The sequence below is a fragment of the Pigmentiphaga sp. NML080357 genome (genome assembly GCF_002188465.1).
GTDB lineage: Bacteria > Pseudomonadota > Gammaproteobacteria > Burkholderiales > Burkholderiaceae_B > Pigmentiphaga.
This window is the reverse complement of sequence record NZ_NINW01000037.1, coordinates 112,617-135,079: the sequence shown is the minus strand read 5'-3', so window position 1 is coordinate 135,079 and position 22,463 is coordinate 112,617. Positions and strand designations below refer to the sequence as shown.

Below are 22,463 nucleotides of genomic sequence, written 5' to 3'. Positions count from 1 at the left end.
TAGGGTCGTCCGAGTTCGGGGTGCGCCCGCAGATGGGCCTGCAGGGCTCCACGCATGCCGCCGTTCTCGATCATGATGCGTATTTCGGGCGCCCGGGGCGGGTAGTGGCGCGCGACGCCATTACCGAGGGGGTCTATCTTCCGGGCGACAAGCTGACCGAGCGGGAGCTGTGCGAGCGTTTCGCCGCCAGCCGCCCGTCGGTGCGCGAAGCCATCCGCCAGCTCGATGGCGAGGGGCTCCTGGAAGTCGCGCCCCATCGCGGCCCCGCCGTGCGGGCCATCGACGAAGCGCAGTTTCTCGAACTGCACGAAGTGCGGGTGGCGCTGCAGAAACTCGCCGCGGCGTGTTTTGCGATGCGCGGCCCGGCCGAGCAGATGGACGCGTTCTCGGACCGCATCGATGAATTCGAACTGGCGCTGGCGTCACGCGACGTGGCGCGCATCCGGGCGACCAAGCACCAGCTGTTCGAGGCTTTCATCGCCGGCGCGCGCAACGAGCCGCTCGCGGCGTTCATCCGCAAGATCAATGCGCGCCTGGGTTTCCTGTGGGCATCGTCGATGAACCACCCGAACCGGCCGGCGGAAAGCGTGGACGAATTCCATCGCCTGCTGGGCGCCATTCGCGAGCGCGATCCCGAGGCGGCCCAGGCGGCCATCGTGTTGCAGAACCAGCGTGCACGCGCCGTAGGGCTGCACGCGCTCGAACTGTTCCAGAAGCGGCGCCGCGCCTCGTCGTGAGCCGCGCTAGCGGTGCCGGCGCAGCGGGCCCAGCAGGGACGACAGGCCGTTGTGATCGATCTCGTGCATCAATGCGAGCAGGCGCCCCAGTTCGCCGGGCGGGAAACCCTTGCGGGCGAACCACGCCAGGTAGGGACCGGGCAGGTCGGCAATCAGGCGGTCCTTGTACTTCCCGTACGGCATCGTGACCGTTACCAGGCGTTGCAGATCTTCAGGATTCATCGATAAAGATAGCGTGGCAGCATAGGCGGCGAAGGAGGCCCATCATGCGCCTGTTGAACTGGAACATCCAATGGGGACGAGGCGCGGACGGCCGCGTGGACCTGGCGCGCATTGTGCACGAAGCGCAAGCGCTGGGCGAGTTCGACGTGCTGTGTTTCCAGGAGGTCAGCCGCGGGTTCCATGCGACGTCCGCCAGCGCCGGGCTGCCCGGCGGCCCCTCTGCAGACCAGTATGCCGAGCTTGCCGCGCTGTTGCCGGGCTATGCGGTTTTCGACGCGGTCGCCACGGATCTGGCCGGATTGGCCCCCGGCTTGCCCCGCCGCCAATTCGGCAATGCCATCGCCGCTCGCCTGCCGGTTGTCCGCGCGCTGCGCCACGCGCTGCCGTGGCCTCCCGATCCCGCACGGCCGTCCATGCCCCGCGTCGCGCTCGAGCTGCATGTCCAAACCGGAGCGGGACCGCTGCGCGTGGTGACGACACACCTGGAGTTCTATTCCGAAATCCAGCGCCTGGCGCAAGTGCAGGCGCTGCGCGGCCTGCATGCGGAGGCGGTGGCGCACGCCCGGGAGCCCGCGCCCGCCGAGCGGATCGACAGTCCTTTCGCGGAGACCGCCCGGCCGGCAAGCGCCATATTCTGCGGCGATTTCAATAGCGCGGCCGGGAGTTCCGCCTACCGGCGCATGCTCGAACCGCAGGCAGGGGTGCCGTCCTTTGCGGATGCATGGGTCTGCGCGCATCCTGGCCGCCGCCACGATGCGACCGTCGGGCTCCATGACCGTGCACAGTGGCCCGATGGACCGTTCGCATGCGATTTCATCTTCGTGACCGAGGACCTCGCCGGCCGGGTGGCACGCTGCGAAGTCGACCCCCGCAGCGCCGCGTCGGATCACCAGCCGCTCATTCTTGAGCTGGCCTGAGGCGCAAGGCGGACATGGGCGAAACGCCGGAAAGTGTTTGACATTTAAATATTTGAGGTACCAAACTAGCGTCTTCCGACGACGAGTGGGGCGCGCCATGGACGCAATGGTTGGCAGGGCTTGGGTGCGGGGGCTGGTTGTGGCGGGCGCCGCGGCTTCGATGGCGGCATGCGCGGGCGGCAACCCGGGAGGCGGCGCGGCGCCGGAGATCGCCGATGCCATTTTCGTCAACGGCAAGGTCGTGACCGTGGACCCACGTTCGTCGGTAGCCCAGGCCTTCGCCGTTCGCGGCGGCAGGTTCGTCGCGGTCGGCACGAACGAGCGCGTCAAGGCCTCTGCCGGGCCCACTACGCAGGTGGTCGATTTGCATGGCCGTACGGTCATTCCCGGGTTGGCGGATTCTCACCTGCATGCGGTGGGCGGAGGTCCCGGCATCGACCTGTCGGCGACACGTTCGCTGGCCGAGCTCTTCGCCAAGGTGGCCGAGGCGGCCAAGGCGGCCAAGCCGGGACAGGTGCTGGTGTCCAACAGCGATTGGCACGAAGCGCAGCTGAAAGAACAGCGCTTGCCCACCGCGGATGAACTGGAGGCCGCGGCGCCCGGGGTGCCGGTCATACTGGTGCGCGGCGGGCACAGCTATTTCCTCAACGACACGGCGCTCGCCAAGTATGGCATCACGCCCGCCACGCCGGTGCCGCCGGGCGGCGCCATTCCCCGCAATGCCGCGGGCCGCTTGACGGGCGAACTCACCGATGCGGCCAAGCGCCTCGCGCCGCTGCCGCCCCCGCCGCCGATGAGCCAGGCCGTTCTCCAGGCGCAGCAGAAGAAACTGAACGAGTACGGACTGACCAGCATCCGCATACCAGGCACGACGGTGGCGGCCTATCGCCAGTTCCAGCAACTGCGCGACAGTGGCCAGGCCACCGTGCGCTACAGCATCCTGTTCCGCCCCAAGGACCTGGCGGATTTCCGTTCCAGCATCGTCGAAGCCGGCATTCGGCAGGGCGAGGGTGACGAGTGGGTGCGGGTCTGGGGCATCAAGATCAGCGTGGACGGCGGCTTCGAGGGCGGCTACATGACGCGCCCGTACGAAGGCGAGCTGGGCAAGGGCGGCACGTATCACGGCCTGCAGACCATTCCGCAGGCAAGCTTCAACGAGTACGTGGCAGGCATCAATCGCGCGGGGTGGCGCGCGGCGGTGCATGCCGTGGGCGATGCCGCGGTGGACGAGGTGCTGCAGGGATTCGAGCGGGCCGATGCCGAGCGCGACATCAACGGCCGCGGCTGGACCATCGAGCACGCCTTCGTCACACGGCCCGACCAGTATCCGCGCATCCGCGCGCTGGACCTGCGGATGTCGGTGCAGGACCACCTCTATCTTGCCGCGCCGGTCCTCAAGCGCTATTGGGGCATGGACCGCGCCTCGCAGGTCACGCCGCTCAAGACCTACATGGAGCAGGGTTTCATGCTGGCGGGCGGCACGGACTCCCCGGTCATCCCGGTCAATCCGTTCTGGGCCATGTACCATTTCCTGACGCGCGACACGATCTCGGACGGGATCTATGGCGCCGACCAGGCCGTGCCGTCGCGCGATGCCGTCTTGCGGCTCATGACCATCAACAATGCTCGCCTGACCGACGAGGAAGCGATCAAGGGTTCGATCGAACCGGGCAAGCTGGCCGATTTCGTGGTCCTGTCGGCGGACTACCTGAGCATTCCGGCCGCCGAGGTGCAGCGCCTGAAGGCCCTGGCCACCTATGTCGGCGGCAAGCAGGTATATCGCGCCGCGGCTTTCTGAGTCCGGCCGCGCGACGCCGCTCAGGGCTTGAGCACGACCTTCACGCAGCCGTCTTCCTTGTCGCGGAAGATCTCGTACATGTCCGGCCCGTCCTCCAGCGCCTCGGTATGGGTGATGACGAAGGAAGGGTCGAGTTGCCCTTCGGCGATGAGGCCCAGCAGCTCGCCGCTCCAGCGCTGGACGTGGGTCTGCCCCATGCGCCAGGTCAGGCCCTTGTTCATCGAGGCGCCGAACGGAATCTTGTCGATCAGTCCGCCATAGACCCCCGGTATGGACAACACGCCGGCCGGCCTGCAGACGTAGATCATCTCGCGCAGCACGTGCGGCCTGTCGCTCTCGAGCATGACCGCCTGCTTGGCACGGTCGTACATGGCGTCCAGCGAGCGCGCCGCATGGGACTCGAGGCCTACCGCGTCGATGCATTTTTCCGGTCCCTTGCCGGCGGTCAGGTCGCGCAGCCGCGCCACCACGCTTTCCTGCTCGAAGTCGATGGTCGTGGCGCCGGCCGCGGCGGCCATGGCGAGCCGTTCGGCAATGCGATCGATGACGACGACCTGCCGTGCGCCCAGCAGCTGCGCGCTGCGCATGGCCATCAGGCCCACCGGGCCGGCACCCCAGATCGCCACCGTGTCCGTGGGCTGGATGTCGCACTGGAAGGCCGCCTGCCAGCCGGTAGGCAGGATGTCGCCCAGGAACAGCACCTGCTCGTCCGTCAATCCTTCCGGCACCTTGATGTGCGTGGTGTCGGCGTAGGGCACGCGCACGTATTCGGCCTGCCCGCCTGCGTAGCCGCCCGTCAGATGGGTATAGCCGAAGAGCCCCGCGGTGGAGTGGCCGAAGGCCTTTTCGGCGAGTTCCTTGTTGCGGTTGGTGCGCTCACAGACGGAATAGTTGCCGCGCAGGCATTGATCGCATGCGCCACAGGCGATGGTGAAGGGTATGACCACCCGGTCGCCGACCTTCAGGTCCCGCGTTCCGGGGCCCACTTCCATCACTTCCCCCATGAATTCGTGTCCCATGATGTCGCCGGACTTCATGCCGGGGATGAAGCCGTCGAAAAGATGCAGGTCGGAGCCGCAAATGGCGCATGCGGAGACCTTGACGATGGCATCGCCCGGTTGCTCGATGCGAGGGTCCGGGACGGTGTCGTACCGGATGTTTTTCTTGCCATGCCAGCACAGCGCTTTCATCGCCTTCTCCTTCCGCCGGATACGCGCCGCAAGTACGCGAGCCGAAGCATGCAGCAAACGCCGTGCCGGCCGCATGGCGCACGCCAAATTCCACGCATGGGCAGGCATTCCCGCGTACGCCGCATCGCGGGCGTCGATCGAGCCATGGCCGTGCAGCCTGGCGTCGACCCCGCGCAGTTTCCTTCTTGCTCAAGCAGGCGGGCCCGGAGGCGGGCGCCGGCGTCGGTCCTAGGCTTCGACCGGCAATCCGGTGAAGTTCTCGGCAAAGGCCAGCCGGCCCGGTACCGAACCCGTCATGTATTCCAGGTCGGCGCGTTGCAGGCGTTTCACGAATTCATTCTGCCCTGGAAAGCTGTGCACCATGGTGCACAAGCCCGCGGAGAAACGCTGGACCAGCCACATGCGCCGCAGGCAGGTCTCGGAGTAGCCATCCAGGAGCCGGGCGGATCCGTGCCGGTAATACTCGGCCAGCGCACGGCCGAGCACGCGTATGTCGGCGACGGCGGAGTTCAACCCCTTGGCGCCGGTGGGCGGAACGATGTGCGCGGCATCGCCCGCCAGGAACAGCGCGCCGTGGCGCAGCGGCTCGACCTGAAAGCTGCGCATGGCGGTCACCCCCTTTTGCACGATGGGACCCTCGATCAGCGGCGGCATGCCGGGAACGTCCAGGCGCTCGTGCAGCGTGTGCCAGATGCGGTCGTCGGACCAGTTGCCGGGATGGTCGTCCGGTTCGCATTGAAGGTAGAGACGGCTGCGCGTAGGGGACCGGAAACTCAGCATGGCGAAGCCGGTCTCGTGGCAGCCCCAGGTTACGTCGGGCGCGGCGGGGGGAACCTCGGCCAGGATGCCCAGCCAGCCGAACGGATAGACCCGGTCGTAGGTCGTCAGCGCGGAAGCGGGAATGGCATCGCGGCAGATGCCGTGGAAGCCGTCGCAGCCCGCGATGAAGTCGCAGCGCACCGGCTTGCCTTCCGGGCCGGCCACGATCGTCGGCGAGGGACCTTCCACGTCGAGGAGGGCCGTGACCGGCGTGTCGAAGCGCAGGTCGCCGCCAGCGGCCAGTCGCGCTTCGATCAGGTCATGGACCACTTCGTGTTGCGGATAGACCGTGACGGTGCGGCCGATTTCCCGGGTGAAGTCTATGCGGTGCGAGGCCTGGGCGAAGCGGAAGTCGATGCTGGTCTGGGGCATGCCCAGGCGCCGCATGCGCTCGCCCAGCCCGACCTCGGCCAGCAGGTCGACCGTGCCTTGCTCCAGCACGCCCGCCCGCAAGCGCTGCTGCACGTGTTCGCGGCTGCGGCTATCGAACACGATGGATTCGATGCCCTCCCGGTGCAGCAGATGGGACAGCAGCAGCCCGGCAGGGCCGGCGCCGACGATGCCGACTTGGGTGCGCTCGATCATGCGGGCTCCTCCAGGGTGATCAGGCCCATGCCGGTGGTCATGGGAGCGTAGTAGTTGCGGTGGACGCGCCGCACCCGTTCGGAGAGGGCGCCGCGCATGACCAGCCACATGATCAGCTCGATGCCCTCGGCGCCATACCGTTCCATGAGCGTCTGGTGCGTCAGTTCGCACAGGCTGCCGGGATCGTGCTCAATCCGGTCGAGGAAGTCCTGGTCCCAGTCCTTGTCCATCTTGCCGAAGTGAGGGCCGGTCAACTGGTGCGACATGCCGCCGGTTCCGAGGATCACGACGCGCAGATCGTCGGGATAGGATTCGACGGCCTGCCGTATGGCCTGTCCCAGCCGGTAGCACCGGCGCGCCGTGGGCAGCGGATGCTGCAGGACGTTGACGGCGATGGGCACGGCCGCCACGTTCCAGCGGGGCGTGTGTTCGAAGCACAGGTGCATGGGGACCAGGAAACCGTGCTCGACCCGCATTTCCTGGCAGACCGTCAGGTCGAATTCGTTGTAGACCAGCGATTCGCACAAATGCTGCGAGAACTCCAGGTGGCCTTCTATGGGCGGCAGGGGACGCACGCCGAATCCCTCGTCGGCGATGTCATAGCGGTCGGCCGCGCCCACGGCGAATGTCGGGTATTTGTCGAAGAAGAAATCGGCGCCGTGGTCGTTGTAGACCATGATGGCCACGTCGGGCTTGAGTTCTTCCAGCCACTCGCGCACCGGGACGTAGGCGTCGAACAGCGGACGCCAGGCCGGCGTGGCTTGCCTGCCGCGGTCGTATGCCGCGCCTATGGACGGCACGTGGGAAGTGCCTATGCCTGCGATGATGCGCCCCATGTCAGACTGCTCCCTTGTCGTTGCGGGTGGAGAGGAAGGCTTCGTAGGTTTCTCCGCGCATCCGGGCTCCCATGACGTAGAGTCCGTTGCCGGTGACCACGCCCAGCTTGAGCAGGAAATAGATGTTGGCGCCGGCGTCGAGCAGGCCCGTGAAGTCACGCGCGCGTATCAGCGCCTTTTGTTCTTCGGACAGGCCGAAGCGTGCCATGTAGGCCTCTTCGTCCGCCTGGTAGGCGGCGCGGTTGGCGGCCTCGCTGAGGGAATTGCAGAGCTTGTTGATGCGGTATCCCTTCCATGAAAGCTGCAGGTCGAAGACGTGCGATTCGGCGATCGGCCGTGTCCGGTCGCGTTGATGGGGTGTCATGGGAGATGCTCCTTGGGTCGAGGGAAAATGGGGAGGGCCGCGCCGACGTACGGCGTTGCGGCCACTGCGCTTTTTATGGAGAATGACTCTAGCTTTCATGTCCTTGATTGTTCTAATCAACCGCCGTCGGCGCAGGAGCGGCCATGTCATTCGAGCAGCCTGCAAATTGCGAAGAACTCCTGAACTACCGGATCGCGCGGTTGCTGTCGGTCAGCGGGGCGCTGGTGATCCGGCTGTGCGAAGGCCGCTACGGCATCAGCCGGCGGGAATGGCGCCTGATCGCGATGCTGGCCGACTACGGCACGATGTCGCCTTCCGAGCTGGCCGAGCGAGCCCATACCGACCGCCCCCTCGTGTCCCGCGCCGTCAGCGACCTGGTCGCCAAGGGGCTGGTGTCGCGCGTCGGCCGCAGCAGCGACAGGCATCGCGTGGCCATCGAGCTGACCGGCAAGGGCAGGGCTCTGCACGCCGAGCTGTTTCCCATCACCGCCGACATCAACGGCCGCATCCTCAAGGCGCTGCCCCCGGATGCGATCCAGGCGCTCGACGGCATGCTGAACGTCCTGACCCATACGGCCGAACAGCTCAACCAGGACTATCCCTTGAAGGAAAAAGCCGACCGCCGCAATGGCGGAAGCCGTCAATTGGCCTCGTCGAAGCCGGACCTGGCGGGTGTCTGGTAGGAGGCCCCCGCCGTCGATTCAATTCGACGTGGCGCCCGACGCCTTGATCAAGCGTGCCCATTTCGTGATTTCCGCCTCCTGGAAGCGCCCTAGCTGCGCCGGCGACGAAGCGGAGACCGTGAGTCCTTCCTGCACGAACGCTTCGCGCGTCGCGGGTTTGCCCATGGCTCGCGCGATTTCCTGGTTCAGCTTGAGCACGATGTCGGCCGGCGTGCCCTTGGGCGCGAACACCGAGAACCACAGCACGATCTCGTAGTCGGGTATGCCGGCCTCGATCATGGTCGGCAGCCCGGGCGCGGCGGGAGAGCGTTCCCTGCTGGTGACGGCCAGCGCCCGCAGCTTGCCGGAGCGCACGATGGGCATGCCGATGGCGACCGAGTCGAACAGGATGTCGGCATGCCCGCCCATGACGTCGCTGACGGCCTGGGCGGGACCGCGCGCGGGTACGTGGACCATGTCTATGCCCGCCAGCGACTTGAACAGTTCGCCCGACATGTGGCCCGAGGTACCGATGCCCTGCGAGACGAAATTGAGCGAGCCCGGCTTGCGCTTGGCGAGCTGGACCAGTTCCTGGACGCTGTGCGCCGGTACCGAGGGATGCACCATGAGGATGTTCGGCACCGTCGCCAGCAGGCTGACGGGCTCGAAGTCGCGCACCGCGTCGTAGGGCAGGTTGGCAAGCAAGGTGACGTTGATGGCGTGGGTCGCATGGGTGCCCAGCAGGATCGTGTAGCCGTCGGCGGGGGCCTTGGCCACCAGGTCCGCGCCTATGGTGCCGCCCGCGCCGGGCTTGTTCTCAACGATGACCGGCTGTTGCCAGGCTTCCTGCAGATCGTGCGCCACGCTTCGCGCCAGCTTGTCCGTCAGTCCGCCGGGCGTGAAGGGGACGATGAAGCGGATGGGCCGGCTGGGGTAGCCGTCGGCGGCGCCGGCACAGGCCTGCGTTGCCGACAGGGCGAGCGCCAGGCCGGCCAGCAGCGACGAGGCGCGAGGGATACGGGGATGCGGACGGTGGGACATGGTGGCCTCCTTGGGCGGCACGCAAGCGGAGCGGGTGGACGGACTGGCGATCGGCGGGCGTCAGGACGCCGTCGTGGTCGCAGGGGAAGCGGCTGCGGACTCGACGGCCGCCATCTTCTCGATCATGCGGCGGGCGCGGGTCGGGCCCGCGTCGATGCGCAGCCAGGCCAGCTGCCGCAAGCCGGTGGCGTCCTGTTCGCGCTGCATGGCGGAGACGATGACGTTGTCCTCTTCGAAGGTCCGGCCCATCTCGCGTCTCAGGCGCTCGTCGAGTTCCTTGTCGCCCACGCCGAAGTTGCGCACGTGCAGCCAGAAGAAGTGCGTGGCCGTATCGTTCTCGGGCGTCAGGAACTTGTAGCTGAACGCGCGCAGGCCGCGGTCCATGTTGGCCTCCGTGTGTTCCTGGCCGGCCTGCATCGTCACCACGTCCACCCGCGAGGTGCAGGGCGGGAAGAAGTGGTAGTACTGGCACCGGTCGGTCAGTCCGCTGAAGTTGCCGTTCTTGCGGTCGATGGGGGGCGGCTCGGCGTCGAGGGTCCAGCGGTAGGTGACGATGTGGCCTTCGGTTTCCTCGATGACGGGAGGAATGTCGCTCGAGGCGGGATTGCCGATGGTGGCCGGATGGACGTAGGTCGTGTGGGCCGGGTCCTGCAGGTTCTCGACGATGTTCAGATAGTGCGAGCGGTGATATTGGGGCGCGCCCCAGATGACCGTCCAGCCCGGCGCGCCATAGCGTTCGATGGCCGGGATGCGGCGCGGGTCGGCCTGTCCGGGATCGCCCATCCAGATCCAGGCGGCGCCATACCGTTCTTCCACGGGAAAGCTGCGGACCCGGGCGGCGTCGGGGATGTTCGCCTGCCCTGGAACATGCACGCAGACGCCGGTGCCGTCGTATCGCAGTCCGTGATAGCCGCATTGCAGTGTGTCGCCGACCACGCTGCCCAGCGACAGGGGAACGAGGCGATGCGCGCAGCGGTCCAGCAGCGCGGCGAGCCGGCCGTCATGCCGCCGGAACGCGACGACGGGTTCGTCCAGTATTCTCCGGGCGAAGGGCCCTGTGCCGATTTCTGCTGTCCAGCCCAGTACGTACCAGGCGTTGCGAACGACGTGCTCCACGGACGAGTCTCCTTCTCGAAACGCAGGTCGGGGGATATCCAACCGGGCCGCCACGGCGTGGCGGCCTCGATGCGGAAGACTCTATCGGCGGGAAACTGAATTGTTCTATACAACGACGGGCGGGGATTTCCCGGCCCGCCGCCCCATCGTCGCGGCCGGCGACGGCCGGGTCAGCCGATGATGGCCGGAGCGTCGAACGCCGTTACCGGCGGCGCCTCGCCATGCCTTTCGACCTCTACCAGCGCGGTCTGGGCGATGGAGCCCTGCGCCAGGCACGAGGTGCCGGTATCCAGGGTGACCAGGTTGGGATTGCCGTGCTTGTCCAGGGCGCCCGGCTCGCCGCCCTGCGCCGGGTCGTACCAGGCGCCCGTGGCGATCTGCACGACGCCGGGCAGCAGATGGTCGGCGAGCACCGCCCCGGCCAGGAACCCGCCGCGGTCATTGAAGACCCTGACCACGTCGCCGTCCCGGATGCCGCGCGCGGCGGCGTCCCGGGGATGGAGGGCGATGGGCTCTCGCCCGGCGATCTTGCTGGCGCGGCTGGCTGCCGCGGGGTCGAGCTGGCTATGCAGGCGCGTGGCCGGCTGGTTCGACAGCAGGTGCAGCGGGAAGCGCCGCGCCGTATCGCTACCCAGCCACTCGGCCGGCTCGAGCCAGGACGGGTGGGGCGGGCAGTCGTCATAGCCGTAGGCAGCGATCGTTTGCGAGTAGAGCTCGATCCGGCCTGAGGGCGTGCGCAGCGGATGGCGTTCCGGATCCGCGCGGAAATCGTGCAACAGCGGCGGCGCGGTTTGCGGTTGGGGAAATGCGTAGCGGCCCGCTTCCCAGAATGTGTCGAAGTCCGGCGGGGCGAAGCCCGCCTCGAGCGCGCGGTCGCGGGCCGCGGCGTACATGTGCCGCAACCAGCCCATTTCGTCGCGGCCTTCGGTATAGGCCTGGCCAAACCCCAGCCGTCCTGCCAGGTCGGCGAGGATGTCGAAGTCGTTGCGCGCCTGCCCCACGGGCTCGATCACCTGGCGCATGGCGATCCAGTAGGGCGAGTTCTCGTGCGCCAGGATGTCGTTGCGTTCCATCGTGGTGGTGGCCGGCAGCACGATGTCGGCATGGCGGGAGGCCGGGTTCCACCACGGCTCATGGACGATGACGGTATCCGGGCGTTGCCATGCCCGCAGGAAGCGGTTCAGGTTGCAGTTGTGATGGAAGGGGTTGCCGCCTATGGAGTAGACCAGCCGGATCTCGGGCAGCGTGATGCGCGCGCCGAAGCAGTCGATCCGGCTGCCGGGGTGCAGCAGCATGTCCGCCACGCGGCCCACGGGCACGTAAGTCTTGACCGGATTCGTGCCCAGGGCAAGGGTAGGGCGCGGCATGTTTTCTACCCGCGGCGCGGTGATCCCGTTTACCGCGCCGAAGCCCAGGCTGAAGCCGCCGCCGGGCAGGCCGATCTGGCCAAGCATCGCGGCCAGCGTGACTGTCATCCATACCGGCTGCTCGCCGTGGTCGGCGCGCTGGACGGACCAACTGGTGTTGATCAGCGTCCTGCCCCCCGCCATGTCGCGCGCCAGCGCGCGTATGCGCTGCGCCGGCACGCCGGTGATGCCCGCGGCCCACTCGGCGTTGCGGGCGATGCCGCTGTCGCGGCCGGTGAGGTAGGCTTCGAACCGGTCATAGCCTTCGCAGTAGCGGGCGAGGAAGTCCCGGTCGCAGGCGCCGTCTTCGACCAGGGTGTGGGCCAGGCCCAGCATCATCGCGACGTCGGTGTTGGGCCGTAGCGGAATCCATTCGGCGCGCAAGCCCGGCGGGAGGTCGGCGCGAGAGGGGCCGATGTTGACGAAGCGCAGGTCCGCATCGCCCGCCCGCCGCACCCAGTCGGGAGCGTCGTGGACCACCGCGCCGCCGGCATCGATCTGCGCGTTCTTGGGGGCGGCGCCGCCGAACATCACGACCAGCCGCCCCGAGGCGATCACTTCCGGCCAGGATGCCGCCAGGTTGGTGATGTCGGCACGGCCGAGGACATAGGGCATGATGCCGAGCGCCGCGCCGAAGCTATGGTTGCCGCGCTTGTCGACATAGCCGCCATGCAGGCCCAGGAAGCGCTTGAGGACGCTCGGGCCATGATGGAGCCGGCCGGCGCTCGCCCAGCCGTACGAGCCGCCGTAGATGGCCTCGTTGCCGAAACGCGCGCGCACGCGCCGCAATTCGTCCGCCACCAGGCTCAGCGCGTGATCCCAGTCCACCGGGACGAAAGGTTCGCCGCCGCGCTTGCCGGGGCCCGGGCCGTCGCGCAGGTAGCCGGCGCGCACATAGGGCCGGTCTATGCGCAGCGGACCGCGCACCATCTCGGGCAGGCCCTGCATGTACGCCGCCGGATGCGGATCCGCATCGAACGGCCGCGCGCCGAGAATCCCGCCGTGCGCGTCGGTCTCGACGTCGTAGACGCCCCAGTGCGAGGCGGTTTGCACGAAGCGGGTATTCATGGTCGGCCATCCTCGAGAGAGCCCGTTTCGCTCATTCTATTCGCCCGCTAGTCGGCGCGGATGCCGAGTTCGTTGATGATCTTGCCGAGCCGGCCATGGTCGGCCGCCACCAGCTGCTTGAGCCTGGCAGGCGGGCCGCCCACCGGTTCGGCGGCGAAATTCTTCAGGGTTTCGATCACATCCGGCATCCGCAGGATTTCGTTCAAGTGCCGGTTGAGCAGCGCCACCACGTGATCGGGCGTGCCCTTGGGCGCGAAGAAGCCGTGCCAGGCACCCACCACGACGTCGGGATACCCGGACTCCGCGATGGTCGGTACGCCCGGCAGGAAGGAAGAGCGAGCCGGATCGGTGACCGCGAGGGCTGTGGCTTTGCCCGCCTGCAGGTACTGGGCGACCGTGCCCAGCGTGACATAGCCCAGGGGCACGTGGCCGCCTATGATCTGGGCCGCCACGTTGGAGCGGTAGGGCACATGCTGGATCTCGATGCGGGCGGCGCGGTTCAGCCATTCTCCGGCGATGTGCATCGGCGACCCGGCGCCCGGCGTGGCGAACGACAGGGGGTGGCCGCCGCGCGCAGCGGCCACCACGTCGGCCAGGCTCTTGAAGCCGGTGGACGGGTTGGCGACCAGTATCAGGGGGCAGGTCGAGGTCTGTATGACGGGCGCGAAGTCGTTCAGCACGTCGTAGGTCAGCGCTTCGGGCTTCATGACCAGGGGCGCGGTGGCGACGGTGTTGGGCGCGAACAGCAGCGTGTACCCGTCGGGTGCCGCCTGGCTGACGTAGCGGCTGCCTATGGTGCCGGCCGCGCCGGGCCGGTTCAGGACCACGACCGGCTGCTTGAGGCGCGCCGACAGCTTGGCGGCATAAAGGCGCGCCATGGCGTCCGTATCGCCGGTTGGCGCGTAGGCGACCACCAGCGTGATGGTCCTGACCGGGTAGGCGTCCTGTGCGCCGGCGCTCCAGGGCGCGGCCGCGGCCAGCGCAGCCGCCATGGCGAATTGCCTGCGATGCATTCCCATACTTCCTCCTGGCTGTGCCGGCGCCACGGATGGCCGGGCGTCCGGTGGGTCGTCGATGTTGCGAAGCGATGCATTCGGCAAGACGCGAGGGCCGCCGCTCGGCTGGCGGCGAAGCGCGGCCGGCGGCCGGCACAGGCCACCGCGCGGCCGCCGGTCCGCAGTATTGCTTTAGGTTTAAGATAATTGCAGGGTTAAAGCATGTAAATACATTTTTTGTGCGTGTTTATGCTGATATGAATCACACAAAAAATATGTATTTACATTTTATTGTGTGCCTCAGAGGCGCTTGATGAACACCTGGCTGTTGCGGCTGCGGTTGTAGTGCGCCTGTTTGTCCTTGGGCAGGTCGGCCACGCTGCCCTGGGCGAAGCCGCGCTTGATGAACCAGTGGGCGGTGCGGGTGGTGAGCACGAACAGGCGCGTGATGCCGGCGGCGCGTGCGCGGCTTTCGATGTGGCGCAGGAGCTTGTCGCCCTCGCCCGAGCCTTGCCACTGCGGATTGACGGTGAGCGCGGCCATTTCGGCCATTTTCTCTTCGGGATAGGTGTAGAGCGCCGCACAGCCGTAGATCACCCCGTCGTGCTCGGCCACCGAGAATTTCTCCACGTCGCGCTCGATGCTGCCCCGGCCGCGGCGCACCAGCGTGCCGTCCACCTCCAGCGGTTCGATCAGGTGCAGGATGGCGCCGACGTCGTCGATGGTGGCGGGGCGCAGGTCGTCCAGGGTGTCTTCCACCACCATGGTGCCGACGCCATCGTGGGTGAAGACCTCCAGCAATACGCTGCCGTCGAGGTCGTGCGGCACGAGGTGGGCACGGGCGACGCCCTGCTTGACGGCGCGCGACGCGTGCTTGAGGACGACCGCGGTGCCGGGGTCGAAATCCGCTTGGGCGAGCAAGGCGTCGGCGTCCTCGCGAGCCAGTTCGGCGTCGACGTTGCCGTCCTTGTCGCGGATGAGCGGCGTGTCGGTCAGGAAAATGAGCTTTTCGGCGCGCAGGGCGACGGCCACCGCGGTGGCGAGGTCTTCCATGGACAGATTGAAGGCTTCGCCGGTGGGCGAGAAACCCAGCGGCGACAGCAGCACGATGGAGCCGTGGTCCAGGGCCATGCGCAGCGCCTCGGCGTCCACCTTGCGCACCTGGCCGGTGTGGCGGTAATCGACGCCCTCGATGACGCCGACTGGGCGGGCGGTAATGAAGTTGCCCGAGACCACCCGGATGTGGGAGTGCGACATGGGCGTGTTGGGAAGGCCCTGGCTGAAGGCGGCCTCGATGTCGAGGCGGATCTCGCCGGCGGCCTCCTTGGCGCACTCGAGCGCAGCCGAGTCGGTGATCTGCAGCCCGCGGTCGAACTGGAACGGAATGCCCTTCAGGCGCAGCTGCTCGTTGACCTGCGGACGCGAACCGTGGACCAGCACCAGCCGTATGCCCAGGGCGCTGAGCAGGGAGAGGTCCTGGATCAGGACGTTGAGCGCGCCGGCCTGTACCAGTTCGCCGCCGAAAGCCACCACGAAGATCTTGCCGCGGAAGGCATGCACATAGGGCGCCACCTCGCGGAACCACTGCACGAACCGGGCGTGCAGGTCGAGTTGGGCAGGATCGGGGTCGGGAGGTTGGGCGGCTGCGTTCATCCCAAAATTATAATGACGGGTTAATCCAAGTTCTTCTCATGGTCGCACAATCCAGCAAGAATGTGCCTTTGGCACGACGGCGCAATCCGGTTCCGTCCATTACCTACCCCGAGGATCTGCCCGTCAGCGGGCGGCGCGAGGAGATCGCGCGCGCCCTGGCGGCCCACCAGGTCATCATCGTAAGCGGGGAGACCGGCTCCGGCAAAACCACCCAGCTGCCCAAGATCTGCCTTGCGGCCGGCCGCGGCGTGGCCGGCATGATAGGCCATACCCAGCCGCGCCGGCTGGCGGCAACCTCGGTGGCGCGCCGCATCGCCGAGGAACTGGGCACGCCCCTGGGCGAGGTGGTGGGCTACCAGGTGCGCTTCAACGACCGCACGGCGCCGGGCGCCTCCGTCAAGCTGATGACCGACGGCATCCTGCTGGCCGAGTCGCAGCGTGATCCATGGTTGCGCGCATACGACACGCTCATCATCGACGAAGCCCACGAGCGCAGCCTGAATATCGACTTCCTGCTGGGCTACCTGCGCCAGCTGCTGCCGCGCCGGCCGGAACTGAAACTCATCATCACGTCGGCCACCATCGACGCCGAACGCTTCGCCCGGCATTTCTCCGAGCCCGGCAAGCCCGAGGTGCCGGTCATCAACGTCTCGGGCCGCCTGTATCCGGTGGAGGTGCGCTACCGGCCCGTCGATACGCGGGGCATGCAGGCCAGCGACGCCGACGACTCCGCGCCGCGCAAGCCCGAGCGCCCCCGCGAGAAGGAGAACCTCTCGCGCGACGAGGAGCGCGACCTGATCGACGCCATCGTGGACGCCGTGGACGAATGCGCCCGCCACGGGCCGGGAGACGTGCTGGTCTTCCTGCCCGGCGAACGCGAGATCCGCGAAGCGGCCGAGGCGCTGCGCAAGCGTCATCCGCCCGGTACCGAAGTGCTGCCGCTGTTCGCGCGCCTGTCGCAGGCCGAGCAGGAGCGGGTGTTCCATCCCAAGGGCAGCGGCCGCCGCGTCGTGCTGGCCACCAACGTGGCCGAGACCTCGCTGACCGTGCCCGGCATACGCTTCGTGGTGGATACCGGCCTGGTCCGGATGAAGCGCTATTCCTGGCGCAACAAGGTCGAGCAACTGCGCATCGAGCCGGTGAGCCAGGCGTCGGCCAATCAGCGCGCCGGGCGCTGCGGCCGCGTCGGGCCGGGCGTCTGTATCCGTTTGTACGAGGAAACCGACTACGCCGCGCGCCCGCCTTTCACCGACCCGGAAATCCTGCGGTCGTCGCTGGCCAGCGTCATCCTGCGCATGAAGTCGCTCAAGCTGGCCGACATCGAGCAATTCCCGTTCGTGGAAGCCCCGCCCGGGCGCGCCATCGCCGACGGCTACCACCTGCTGCAGGAACTGGGCGCCATCGACGAAGACAACGCCCTCACGCCGGTGGGCCGGGAACTCGCGCGGCTGCCGGTGGATCCGCGCATCGGCCGCATGATCCTGGCCGCGCGCGACCATGCCTGCCTGAACGAAATGCTGGTCATCGCGGCCGCGCTCTCCGTGCAGGATCCGCGCGACCGGCCGCTGGACGCGCAGGAAGCCGCCGACCAGGCGCATGCCAAGTTCGCCGACGAGCGCTCGGAGTTCATGGCGTTCCTGAAGCTGTGGAAGTGGTTCAACGAAGCGGTGGAGCACAAGCAGTCGCAACGCAAGCTGGTGGAGAACCTGCGCCAGAATTTCCTCTCGCCGGTACGCATGCGCGAATGGCGGGACGTGCATTCCCAGCTTGCCGCGGTGGTGGGCGAACACGGCTGGCGCCTGAACCAGACCGAAGCCACCCTGGAACAGATCCACCTGGCGCTGTTGTCGGGCCTCCTGGGCAATCTCGGCTACAAGTCGGACGAGGAGGCCCAGTACCTGGGCGCGCGCGGCATCCGTTTTTTCATCCATCCCGGTTCGCGCCTGGCCAAGAAGGCGGGGCGCTGGGTCGTGGCGGCCGAATTGGTGGAGACTTCGCGCCTGTTCGCCCGCTGCGTCGCGCGCATCGACCCCACGTGGGTGGAGCGCGCGGGCAGCCACCTGCTGCGCAAGAACTGGTCCGACCCGCGCTGGGAAAAAAAGGAGGGGCGGGTCGTGGCCAACGAACGGGCCACGCTGTACGGACTGACGGTCTACGCCGGCCGCCGCGTCGACTACGGCCGCATCGATGCGCGGCATGCGCGCGAAATCTTCATCCGCGAGGCGCTGGTCACGGGCGAGATCGACAGCAAGCTGCCGTTCATCGCCCACAACCGCAAGCTCGTGGCCGAGATCGAGAAGCTGGAACACAAGTCGCGCCGCCCGGACATCCTGGTCGACGACGAATTGATCCATGCCTTCTATGACCGGCAGGTGCCGGCCGACGTGAACCGCGTGGTGACGCTGGAGAAATGGTATCGCGAGGCGAGCTCGGCCGCCGGCCAGCAGGGCGGCAAGCTGTTGTTCCTGTCGCGCGACGAGCTGATGCGGCACGAGGCAGCCGGGGTGACCACCGAGGTGTTCCCGAAGAAGCTGTCGCTGCATGGCATAGAGATGGCGCTGGACTATCACTTCGAGCCCGGCTCGCCGCGCGACGGCGTGACGCTGTCGGTGCCGCTGTTCGCGCTGAACCAGCTCGATCCGGCGCGCTGCGAGTGGCTGGTGCCGGGCATGCTGAAGGAGAAGGTCCATCTGCTGCTCAAGTCGCTGCCCCAGAAGCTGCGCCGCCATTGCGTGCCGCTGCCCGACTACGCCGCGGGCTTCTATGACCGCTGGTTCGAGCGGGCGCAAAAGCCCGACCGCAGCCTGATCGAGGCGCTGATCGCCGATGTGCGCAACCAGAGGGGCGTGCAGCTGGCGCCGGCCGATTTCAAGCAGGAGACCTTGCCCGCGCATCTCTTCATGAACTTCCGCGTGGTGGACGAGCACGGCCGCATGCTCGACATGAGCCGCAACCTGTCGCATCTGAAGGCGGAACTGGGGCGCGAGGCGCAGGCCACGTTCCAACAGGTGGCGGCGCGCGACAAGGAGGTGGCGCAGGCGCTCGCGCACGAGAACCTGACCGATTGGACCTTCGGTCCCTTGCCTGAGCTGATGGAGATCAAGCGCGGCGGCCTGTCGGTGATCGGCTATCCCGCGCTGGTGGATCGCGGCACGCATTGCGACCTGGATGTGTACGACGACCCGGACGAGGCGGCCCGCCACCACCGGGCTGGCTTGCTGCGCCTGTTCCGGCTGCAGCTGAAGGAACAGGTCAAGTTCCTGGAGAAGAACCTGAACGGCCTGACCCAGATGAGCATGCTGTACATGCCGCTGGGTACGCAGGAAGAGTTGCGCGACCAGATCATCGACGCGGCGTTGGCGCAGGCCTGCCTGTCGGACCCTTTGCCGGCCGATGCGGAGGCTTTCGCGCAGCGGCGCGCAGAGGGCAAGGGCAGGGTGGGGCTGCTGGCGCAGGAGATCGCGCGGCTGGCGGCGACGGTGCTGGCCGAGTGGGCGGCGGCGCAGCGCAAGCTGCCGCAGGCCAAGCCTCATGCCGCCGCCCATGCGGACATGGAGCAGCAGATGCGAGGGTTGATGACCAAGTGGTTCGTGCGCGATACGCCGTTCGGGCAATTGGCGCATTTTCCCCGCTATTTCAAGGCGGTGCAGGCGCGCATCGACAAGCTGCGCGCCGATCCGGGCCGGGATGCGCGCCTGCTGGCGGACCTGAACCAGTTGCTGGTGCCTTACCAACGCGCCCGGATTGCGCGCAAGGGGGTGCCGGATCCCAGGCTGGACGAGTTCCGCTGGATGCTGGAGGAACTGCGCGTGGCGCTGTTCGCGCAGGAGCTGCGTACGCCGATGCCGGTGTCGGTCAAGCGGTTGCAGAAGAGTTGGGAAGCCTTGAACCGGTAGGGGAAGCCCATCCCCCAGGCGGCCGAAGGCCGCCGGGGTGGGCCTCCCCCCTCTAGATCAGGCTGCGCCGCAGCTCCGGCGCGCCGGGCAGGTTGGGGGGCGGGCTGTCGGTCTGCAGGCTCTCGAGCAGGCGTTCCAGGTGGCCGATGTGCGGCAGCATGGGGCCGTAGAACAGGGTCTGATGGCCGTTCTGGACCAGCAGGGTGGGGAAGTCCTCGATGTCTTCGTCGTCCAGCAGGTCCGGGTGTTCTTCGACGTCCACCCACAGGAAGACGTGGCCGGGAAACTGGCTCGACAATTCTTCGAATTTGGGCTGGTACTCGCGGCAGGTGCCGCACCAGGCGGCGCACAGACAGGCGACCAGCACGGTTTGCGGATCGTCGAGGCGCCGGGCAAGGTCACTGGCGCCGGTATCGGGGAGATAGACGGCCATGATGCGAGGAAGTGAGGATTTCATAGCCATTATGCCTGCGCCTTGCGTCATACTTGCAACCGTGGCTGAATTCACGGAGATCCAATGGCTTCCTCTCCCGACGAACGCAGCGTGGCCAGCGCCGGCCTGCAGGGCATCGGCCTGGCCTTTGGCCGCGCGCTGGTTTCCCAGTTCCGCGGCCCCATGCTGCTCGCGCTGCTGCTGCCGTTCCTGGTGGCGCTGATTGCCGCGATCGTGCTGATCTGGCTGTTCTGGACACCGCTCACCGAATGGCTGCAGGGCAGCCTGTTCGCTTTTCCGTTGATGAGCGAGCTCGACAGCATGCTGGTCGCCGTGGGCATCGCCTCGCTCAAGCTGTGGCTGATTCCGGTGGTCGCGACGCTGGTCCTGCTGCCCTTGTCCGGGATACTGGGCCTGGTGGTGGCGGCAGTGCTGATCATGCCGCTGGTGCTGCGCAACCTGGAGCAGCACGACTATCCCGGCCTGCAGCGGCGGGGCCGCAACGCCACGCTGGCGAGCGTATGGAACGCGGTGTGGGTGACGACGCTGTTCGTGCTGGGCTGGCTGTTCACCATGCCGCTGTGGCTGCTGCCGCCGCTGGCGGTGCTGCTGCCCATCGCCTGGTGGGCCTTCGCGTTCACGCGCATGCTGCGGCTCGACGCCATGATCGAGCATGCCTCGCCCGAGGAGCGACGCATCCTGATGGCGAGGCACAATCGCGGATTCTGGGTGCTGGGGCTGATCTGCTCGCTGATCAACCTGCTGCCGCCCGCCTGGTTCCTGTTGCCGGTATTCTCGGCGCTCCTGTTTTCGCATTTCGCACTCGAGGCGCTGCGCCGCTTGCGCAGCGAAACCACGCCATGAACGCAACGCCTGTTTCCAGCCGCCGCATCGGCCTGTTCATCATCGGTGATGAAATCCTGTCGGGACGCCGCCAGGACCGGCATTTCGCCAAGATCGTCGAACTGCTCGGCGCGCGCGGCCTGCGCCTGTCCTGGGCCGAGTTCCTGGGCGACGACCGCGAGGCGCTGACCGCCGCCCTGCGGCGCAGTTTTGCCAGCGGCGATGTGGTGTTCTCCTGCGGCGGCATCGGCGCGACTCCCGACGACCATACGCGCCAGGCCGCGGCGGCCGCGCTCGGCGTGCCGCTGGCCCTGCACGAGGAGGCCCGCGTCCTGATCACCGAGCGGTGCGCGGAAACCGCCGCCCAGGGGTCGGGCAGCGCCGACATGACGACGCCGGAAAACCTCCAGCGCCTGCGAATGGGCGAATTCCCCGAGGGCAGCGAGATCGTGCCCAACCCCTACAACAAGATCCCCGGGTTTTTCATCCGCGACCACACCTTCGTTCCGGGCTTTCCGGTCATGGCCTGGCCCATGATCGAATGGACGCTCGACCATCGCTATGCCAGCCTGCACCATGCCGTGCCGCACGTGGAGCATTCGTTCATGGTCTTCGAGCTGCCCGAGTCGCGCATCGCGCCTGTCATGGAAGCGATCGAGCAGCGCTGGCCGGGCGTGAAGGCCTTCAGCCTGCCCAGCATGGGCGACGGCAAGCGCCGCCATATCGAGCTGGGTGTCAAGGGCGACCCGGGCGCCGCGGCCGAGGCGCTGGCCTGCCTGCGCGAGGAGGCCCGCCGCCTGGGCGGCGTGTTCACCGCCGCCGAATAGCCGTCCCGCCGGCCTCAGTCCAGCGTGATGCCGGCCGCCTTGATCGCGTCGCCCCAGGTCTTCAGGTCGGCTTGTATCGTCTGCGCGAACTGCTCCGGCGTTCCTGCCCGGGGCTCCGAAAGGTTCAATGCGCGAAAGCGCGCCAGCATGTCCGGCCCCAGGAGGATCGCGTTCAGTTCGCGGTTCAGCCGCCGCACGACGGCGGACGGCAAGCCCGCCGGGCCGAACACGCCATACCAGACGTCCGCGTCGAAGCGCACGCCTTGTTCGTTCATGGTCGGCACCTCGGGCGTGGCCAGGCCGCGCCGCGAGCCGCTCACCGCGATCGCCCGCATCTTGCCGGCCTGTATCAGGGGCAGCGACGAGCTGCCGTCGGACAGCCCTACCTTGAGGCGGCCGCCTTGCATGTCCACCAGCATGGGTGGAATGGATTTGTAGGGGACGTGGCGGATGCGGATGCCGGTCTGCATCTTGATGCTTTCCATGACGACGTGGCCGCCCGATCCATTGCCCCATGAGCCGTAGTCCAGTTCGTCGGGGCGCTGCCTGACGTAGTCGACGAATTCCCGCAGGTCGCGCACGGGCAGGTCGGCGGCCACCACGAGATAGACGCCGCCGCCGCCGAATTGCGAAATGGCCGTGAAGTCCTTCACGCCGTGAGGCATTTGGCGTTGCAGAAACGTATTGGCGACGAGCGCGCTGGTGAAGGTGAAGAGCAGGGTGTAGCCGTCGGCCGGCGCCTTGGCGACGATCTCGCCGCCTATGACCCCCGTCGCCCCGGGCCGGTTGTCCACGACGACGCGCTGCCCCACTGCCTGCCCCAGCCGGTCCGCCAGGCTGCGCGCGATGCCGTCGAAGCCGCTCCCGGCCGAGGAGGGCACGACCAGCCTGATCGGCCGCGACGGCCAGGGCTCCGCCTCGGCCGTCGCCCCGGCGTGCCAGACGCCTACCATGACCATGCAGCCCAGCCAGACGATCCTGTTCATCGCGCCGCTCCGGCAATGCGAGGCGAGGCAAGGCACGGCCGCCTGTCTCGCGTCTCACGGTTAATGTTG

Annotated in this window: 18 protein-coding genes and 1 pseudogene; 7 read left to right on the top strand and 12 right to left on the bottom strand. The window is 67.6% G+C overall.

Annotation, left to right across the window (positions count from 1 at the left end):
- Nucleotides 1-20: 20 nt before the first annotated feature.
- A complete protein-coding gene (locus tag CDO44_RS15810; protein WP_144389532.1) occupies nt 21-737 on the top strand; it encodes a GntR family transcriptional regulator in 717 nt (238 codons plus the stop codon).
- A gap of 6 nt (nt 738-743) precedes the next feature.
- Here CDO44_RS15810 and CDO44_RS15805 read toward each other — a convergent pair whose 3' ends face one another.
- Nucleotides 744-959, bottom strand: coding sequence for a DUF3820 family protein (locus CDO44_RS15805; RefSeq protein ID WP_087781189.1), 216 nt, complete (start codon nt 957-959; stop codon nt 744-746).
- A 44-nt stretch (nt 960-1,003) separates the two neighbouring features.
- Between CDO44_RS15805 and CDO44_RS15800 the strand changes: the two genes are divergently transcribed.
- A complete protein-coding gene (locus CDO44_RS15800; RefSeq protein WP_087781188.1) occupies nt 1,004-1,876 on the top strand; it encodes an endonuclease/exonuclease/phosphatase family protein in 873 nt (290 codons plus the stop codon).
- Nucleotides 1,877-1,973: 97 nt separating this feature from the next.
- The gene (locus CDO44_RS15795) at nt 1,974-3,674 is read left to right on the top strand and encodes an amidohydrolase (protein ID WP_233146207.1); all 1,701 of its coding nucleotides are present in this window, start codon (nt 1,974-1,976) and stop codon (nt 3,672-3,674) included.
- A gap of 20 nt (nt 3,675-3,694) precedes the next feature.
- On the opposite strand, the gene CDO44_RS15790 is transcribed toward CDO44_RS15795, so the two are convergent.
- From CDO44_RS15790 to CDO44_RS15775, 4 genes are all read right to left on the bottom strand, one after another.
- Nucleotides 3,695-4,864, bottom strand: a complete 1,170-nt coding sequence (locus CDO44_RS15790) for a zinc-dependent alcohol dehydrogenase (protein WP_087781186.1) — start codon at nt 4,862-4,864, stop codon at nt 3,695-3,697.
- A 228-nt stretch (nt 4,865-5,092) separates the two neighbouring features.
- Nucleotides 5,093-6,268, bottom strand: coding sequence for a 4-hydroxybenzoate 3-monooxygenase (locus CDO44_RS15785; protein ID WP_087781184.1), 1,176 nt, complete (start codon nt 6,266-6,268; stop codon nt 5,093-5,095).
- Nucleotides 6,265-7,104 (bottom strand): class III extradiol dioxygenase family protein, encoded by an 840-nt coding sequence (locus tag CDO44_RS15780; protein ID WP_087781183.1) that lies wholly within the window; start codon nt 7,102-7,104, stop codon nt 6,265-6,267. Before CDO44_RS15780 ends, CDO44_RS15785 begins: the two co-directional genes overlap by 4 nt.
- Nucleotide 7,105: 1 nt before the next feature.
- Nucleotides 7,106-7,468, bottom strand: a complete 363-nt coding sequence (locus CDO44_RS15775; protein ID WP_087781181.1) for a protocatechuate 3,4-dioxygenase — start codon at nt 7,466-7,468, stop codon at nt 7,106-7,108.
- A 143-nt stretch (nt 7,469-7,611) separates the two neighbouring features.
- Between CDO44_RS15775 and CDO44_RS15770 the strand changes: the two genes are divergently transcribed.
- The gene (locus CDO44_RS15770) at nt 7,612-8,151 is read left to right on the top strand and encodes a MarR family winged helix-turn-helix transcriptional regulator (RefSeq protein ID WP_087781180.1); all 540 of its coding nucleotides are present in this window, start codon (nt 7,612-7,614) and stop codon (nt 8,149-8,151) included.
- Between the two features lie 18 nt (nt 8,152-8,169).
- On the opposite strand, the gene CDO44_RS15765 is transcribed toward CDO44_RS15770, so the two are convergent.
- The 5 genes from CDO44_RS15765 to argA form a co-directional block, all read right to left on the bottom strand.
- Nucleotides 8,170-9,171 (bottom strand): tripartite tricarboxylate transporter substrate binding protein, encoded by a 1,002-nt coding sequence (locus CDO44_RS15765; RefSeq protein ID WP_087781178.1) that lies wholly within the window; start codon nt 9,169-9,171, stop codon nt 8,170-8,172.
- A 60-nt stretch (nt 9,172-9,231) separates the two neighbouring features.
- On the bottom strand, nt 9,232-10,287 hold the full coding sequence (locus tag CDO44_RS15760; RefSeq protein ID WP_158213304.1) for an aromatic ring-hydroxylating dioxygenase subunit alpha: 1,056 nt from the start codon (nt 10,285-10,287) through the stop codon (nt 9,232-9,234).
- A 170-nt stretch (nt 10,288-10,457) separates the two neighbouring features.
- Complete coding sequence (locus CDO44_RS15755) at nt 10,458-12,761, bottom strand: molybdopterin-dependent oxidoreductase (protein WP_087781175.1); 2,304 nt, start codon at nt 12,759-12,761, stop codon at nt 10,458-10,460.
- A gap of 47 nt (nt 12,762-12,808) precedes the next feature.
- The gene (locus CDO44_RS15750; RefSeq protein WP_087781174.1) at nt 12,809-13,780 is read right to left on the bottom strand and encodes a tripartite tricarboxylate transporter substrate binding protein; all 972 of its coding nucleotides are present in this window, start codon (nt 13,778-13,780) and stop codon (nt 12,809-12,811) included.
- A gap of 276 nt (nt 13,781-14,056) precedes the next feature.
- Nucleotides 14,057-15,409 carry an amino-acid N-acetyltransferase gene (argA, locus tag CDO44_RS15745; RefSeq protein ID WP_087781172.1) on the bottom strand — a complete coding sequence of 451 codons (1,353 nt, stop codon included), beginning with the start codon at nt 15,407-15,409 and terminating at the stop codon, nt 14,057-14,059.
- On the opposite strand from argA, the pseudogene hrpA reads away from it, so the two are divergent.
- A pseudogene (gene hrpA / locus CDO44_RS15740) lies at nt 15,304-19,305 on the top strand (ATP-dependent RNA helicase HrpA); the annotation flags it as partial. The gene argA and the pseudogene hrpA sit on opposite strands and share 106 nt — an antisense overlap.
- Before the next feature lie 52 nt (nt 19,306-19,357).
- On the opposite strand, the gene CDO44_RS15735 reads toward hrpA, so the two are convergent.
- Entirely contained in the window at nt 19,358-19,738 is a 381-nt protein-coding gene (locus tag CDO44_RS15735; RefSeq protein WP_087781169.1) for a thioredoxin family protein, read from the bottom strand.
- 84 nt (nt 19,739-19,822) lie between these two features.
- On the opposite strand from CDO44_RS15735, the gene CDO44_RS15730 reads away from it, so the two are divergent.
- Entirely contained in the window at nt 19,823-20,602 is a 780-nt protein-coding gene (locus tag CDO44_RS15730; protein ID WP_087781167.1) for an EI24 domain-containing protein, read from the top strand.
- The gene (locus CDO44_RS15725) at nt 20,599-21,408 is read left to right on the top strand and encodes a molybdopterin-binding protein (RefSeq protein ID WP_087781165.1); all 810 of its coding nucleotides are present in this window, start codon (nt 20,599-20,601) and stop codon (nt 21,406-21,408) included. Before CDO44_RS15730 ends, CDO44_RS15725 begins: the two co-directional genes overlap by 4 nt.
- Before the next feature lie 14 nt (nt 21,409-21,422).
- Here CDO44_RS15725 and CDO44_RS15720 read toward each other — a convergent pair whose 3' ends face one another.
- Complete coding sequence (locus CDO44_RS15720; RefSeq protein ID WP_087781163.1) at nt 21,423-22,394, bottom strand: tripartite tricarboxylate transporter substrate binding protein; 972 nt, start codon at nt 22,392-22,394, stop codon at nt 21,423-21,425.
- Nucleotides 22,395-22,463 lie beyond the last annotated feature (69 nt).

Bases quoted from the DNA above. Each gene is read 5' to 3' on its own strand.
- CDO44_RS15800 (WP_087781188.1), top strand. From the start codon at position 1,004: ATGCGCCTGTTGAACTGGAACATCCAATGGGGACGAGGCGCGGACGGC.
- CDO44_RS15750 (WP_087781174.1), bottom strand. From the start codon at position 13,780: ATGGGAATGCATCGCAGGCAATTCGCCATGGCGGCTGCGCTGGCCGCG.
- CDO44_RS15730 (WP_087781167.1), top strand. From the start codon at position 19,823: ATGGCTTCCTCTCCCGACGAACGCAGCGTGGCCAGCGCCGGCCTGCAG.
- CDO44_RS15805 (WP_087781189.1), bottom strand. From the start codon at position 959: ATGAATCCTGAAGATCTGCAACGCCTGGTAACGGTCACGATGCCGTAC.
- CDO44_RS15790 (WP_087781186.1), bottom strand. From the start codon at position 4,864: ATGAAAGCGCTGTGCTGGCATGGCAAGAAAAACATCCGGTACGACACC.
- CDO44_RS15735 (WP_087781169.1), bottom strand. From the start codon at position 19,738: ATGGCCGTCTATCTCCCCGATACCGGCGCCAGTGACCTTGCCCGGCGC.
- CDO44_RS15720 (WP_087781163.1), bottom strand. From the start codon at position 22,394: ATGAACAGGATCGTCTGGCTGGGCTGCATGGTCATGGTAGGCGTCTGG.
- CDO44_RS15755 (WP_087781175.1), bottom strand. From the start codon at position 12,761: ATGAATACCCGCTTCGTGCAAACCGCCTCGCACTGGGGCGTCTACGAC.
- CDO44_RS15785 (WP_087781184.1), bottom strand. From the start codon at position 6,268: ATGATCGAGCGCACCCAAGTCGGCATCGTCGGCGCCGGCCCTGCCGGG.
- CDO44_RS15780 (WP_087781183.1), bottom strand. From the start codon at position 7,104: ATGGGGCGCATCATCGCAGGCATAGGCACTTCCCACGTGCCGTCCATA.
- CDO44_RS15725 (WP_087781165.1), top strand. From the start codon at position 20,599: ATGAACGCAACGCCTGTTTCCAGCCGCCGCATCGGCCTGTTCATCATC.
- argA (WP_087781172.1), bottom strand. From the start codon at position 15,409: ATGAACGCAGCCGCCCAACCTCCCGACCCCGATCCTGCCCAACTCGAC.
- CDO44_RS15795 (WP_233146207.1), top strand. From the start codon at position 1,974: ATGGACGCAATGGTTGGCAGGGCTTGGGTGCGGGGGCTGGTTGTGGCG.
- CDO44_RS15765 (WP_087781178.1), bottom strand. From the start codon at position 9,171: ATGTCCCACCGTCCGCATCCCCGTATCCCTCGCGCCTCGTCGCTGCTG.
- CDO44_RS15770 (WP_087781180.1), top strand. From the start codon at position 7,612: ATGTCATTCGAGCAGCCTGCAAATTGCGAAGAACTCCTGAACTACCGG.
- CDO44_RS15775 (WP_087781181.1), bottom strand. From the start codon at position 7,468: ATGACACCCCATCAACGCGACCGGACACGGCCGATCGCCGAATCGCAC.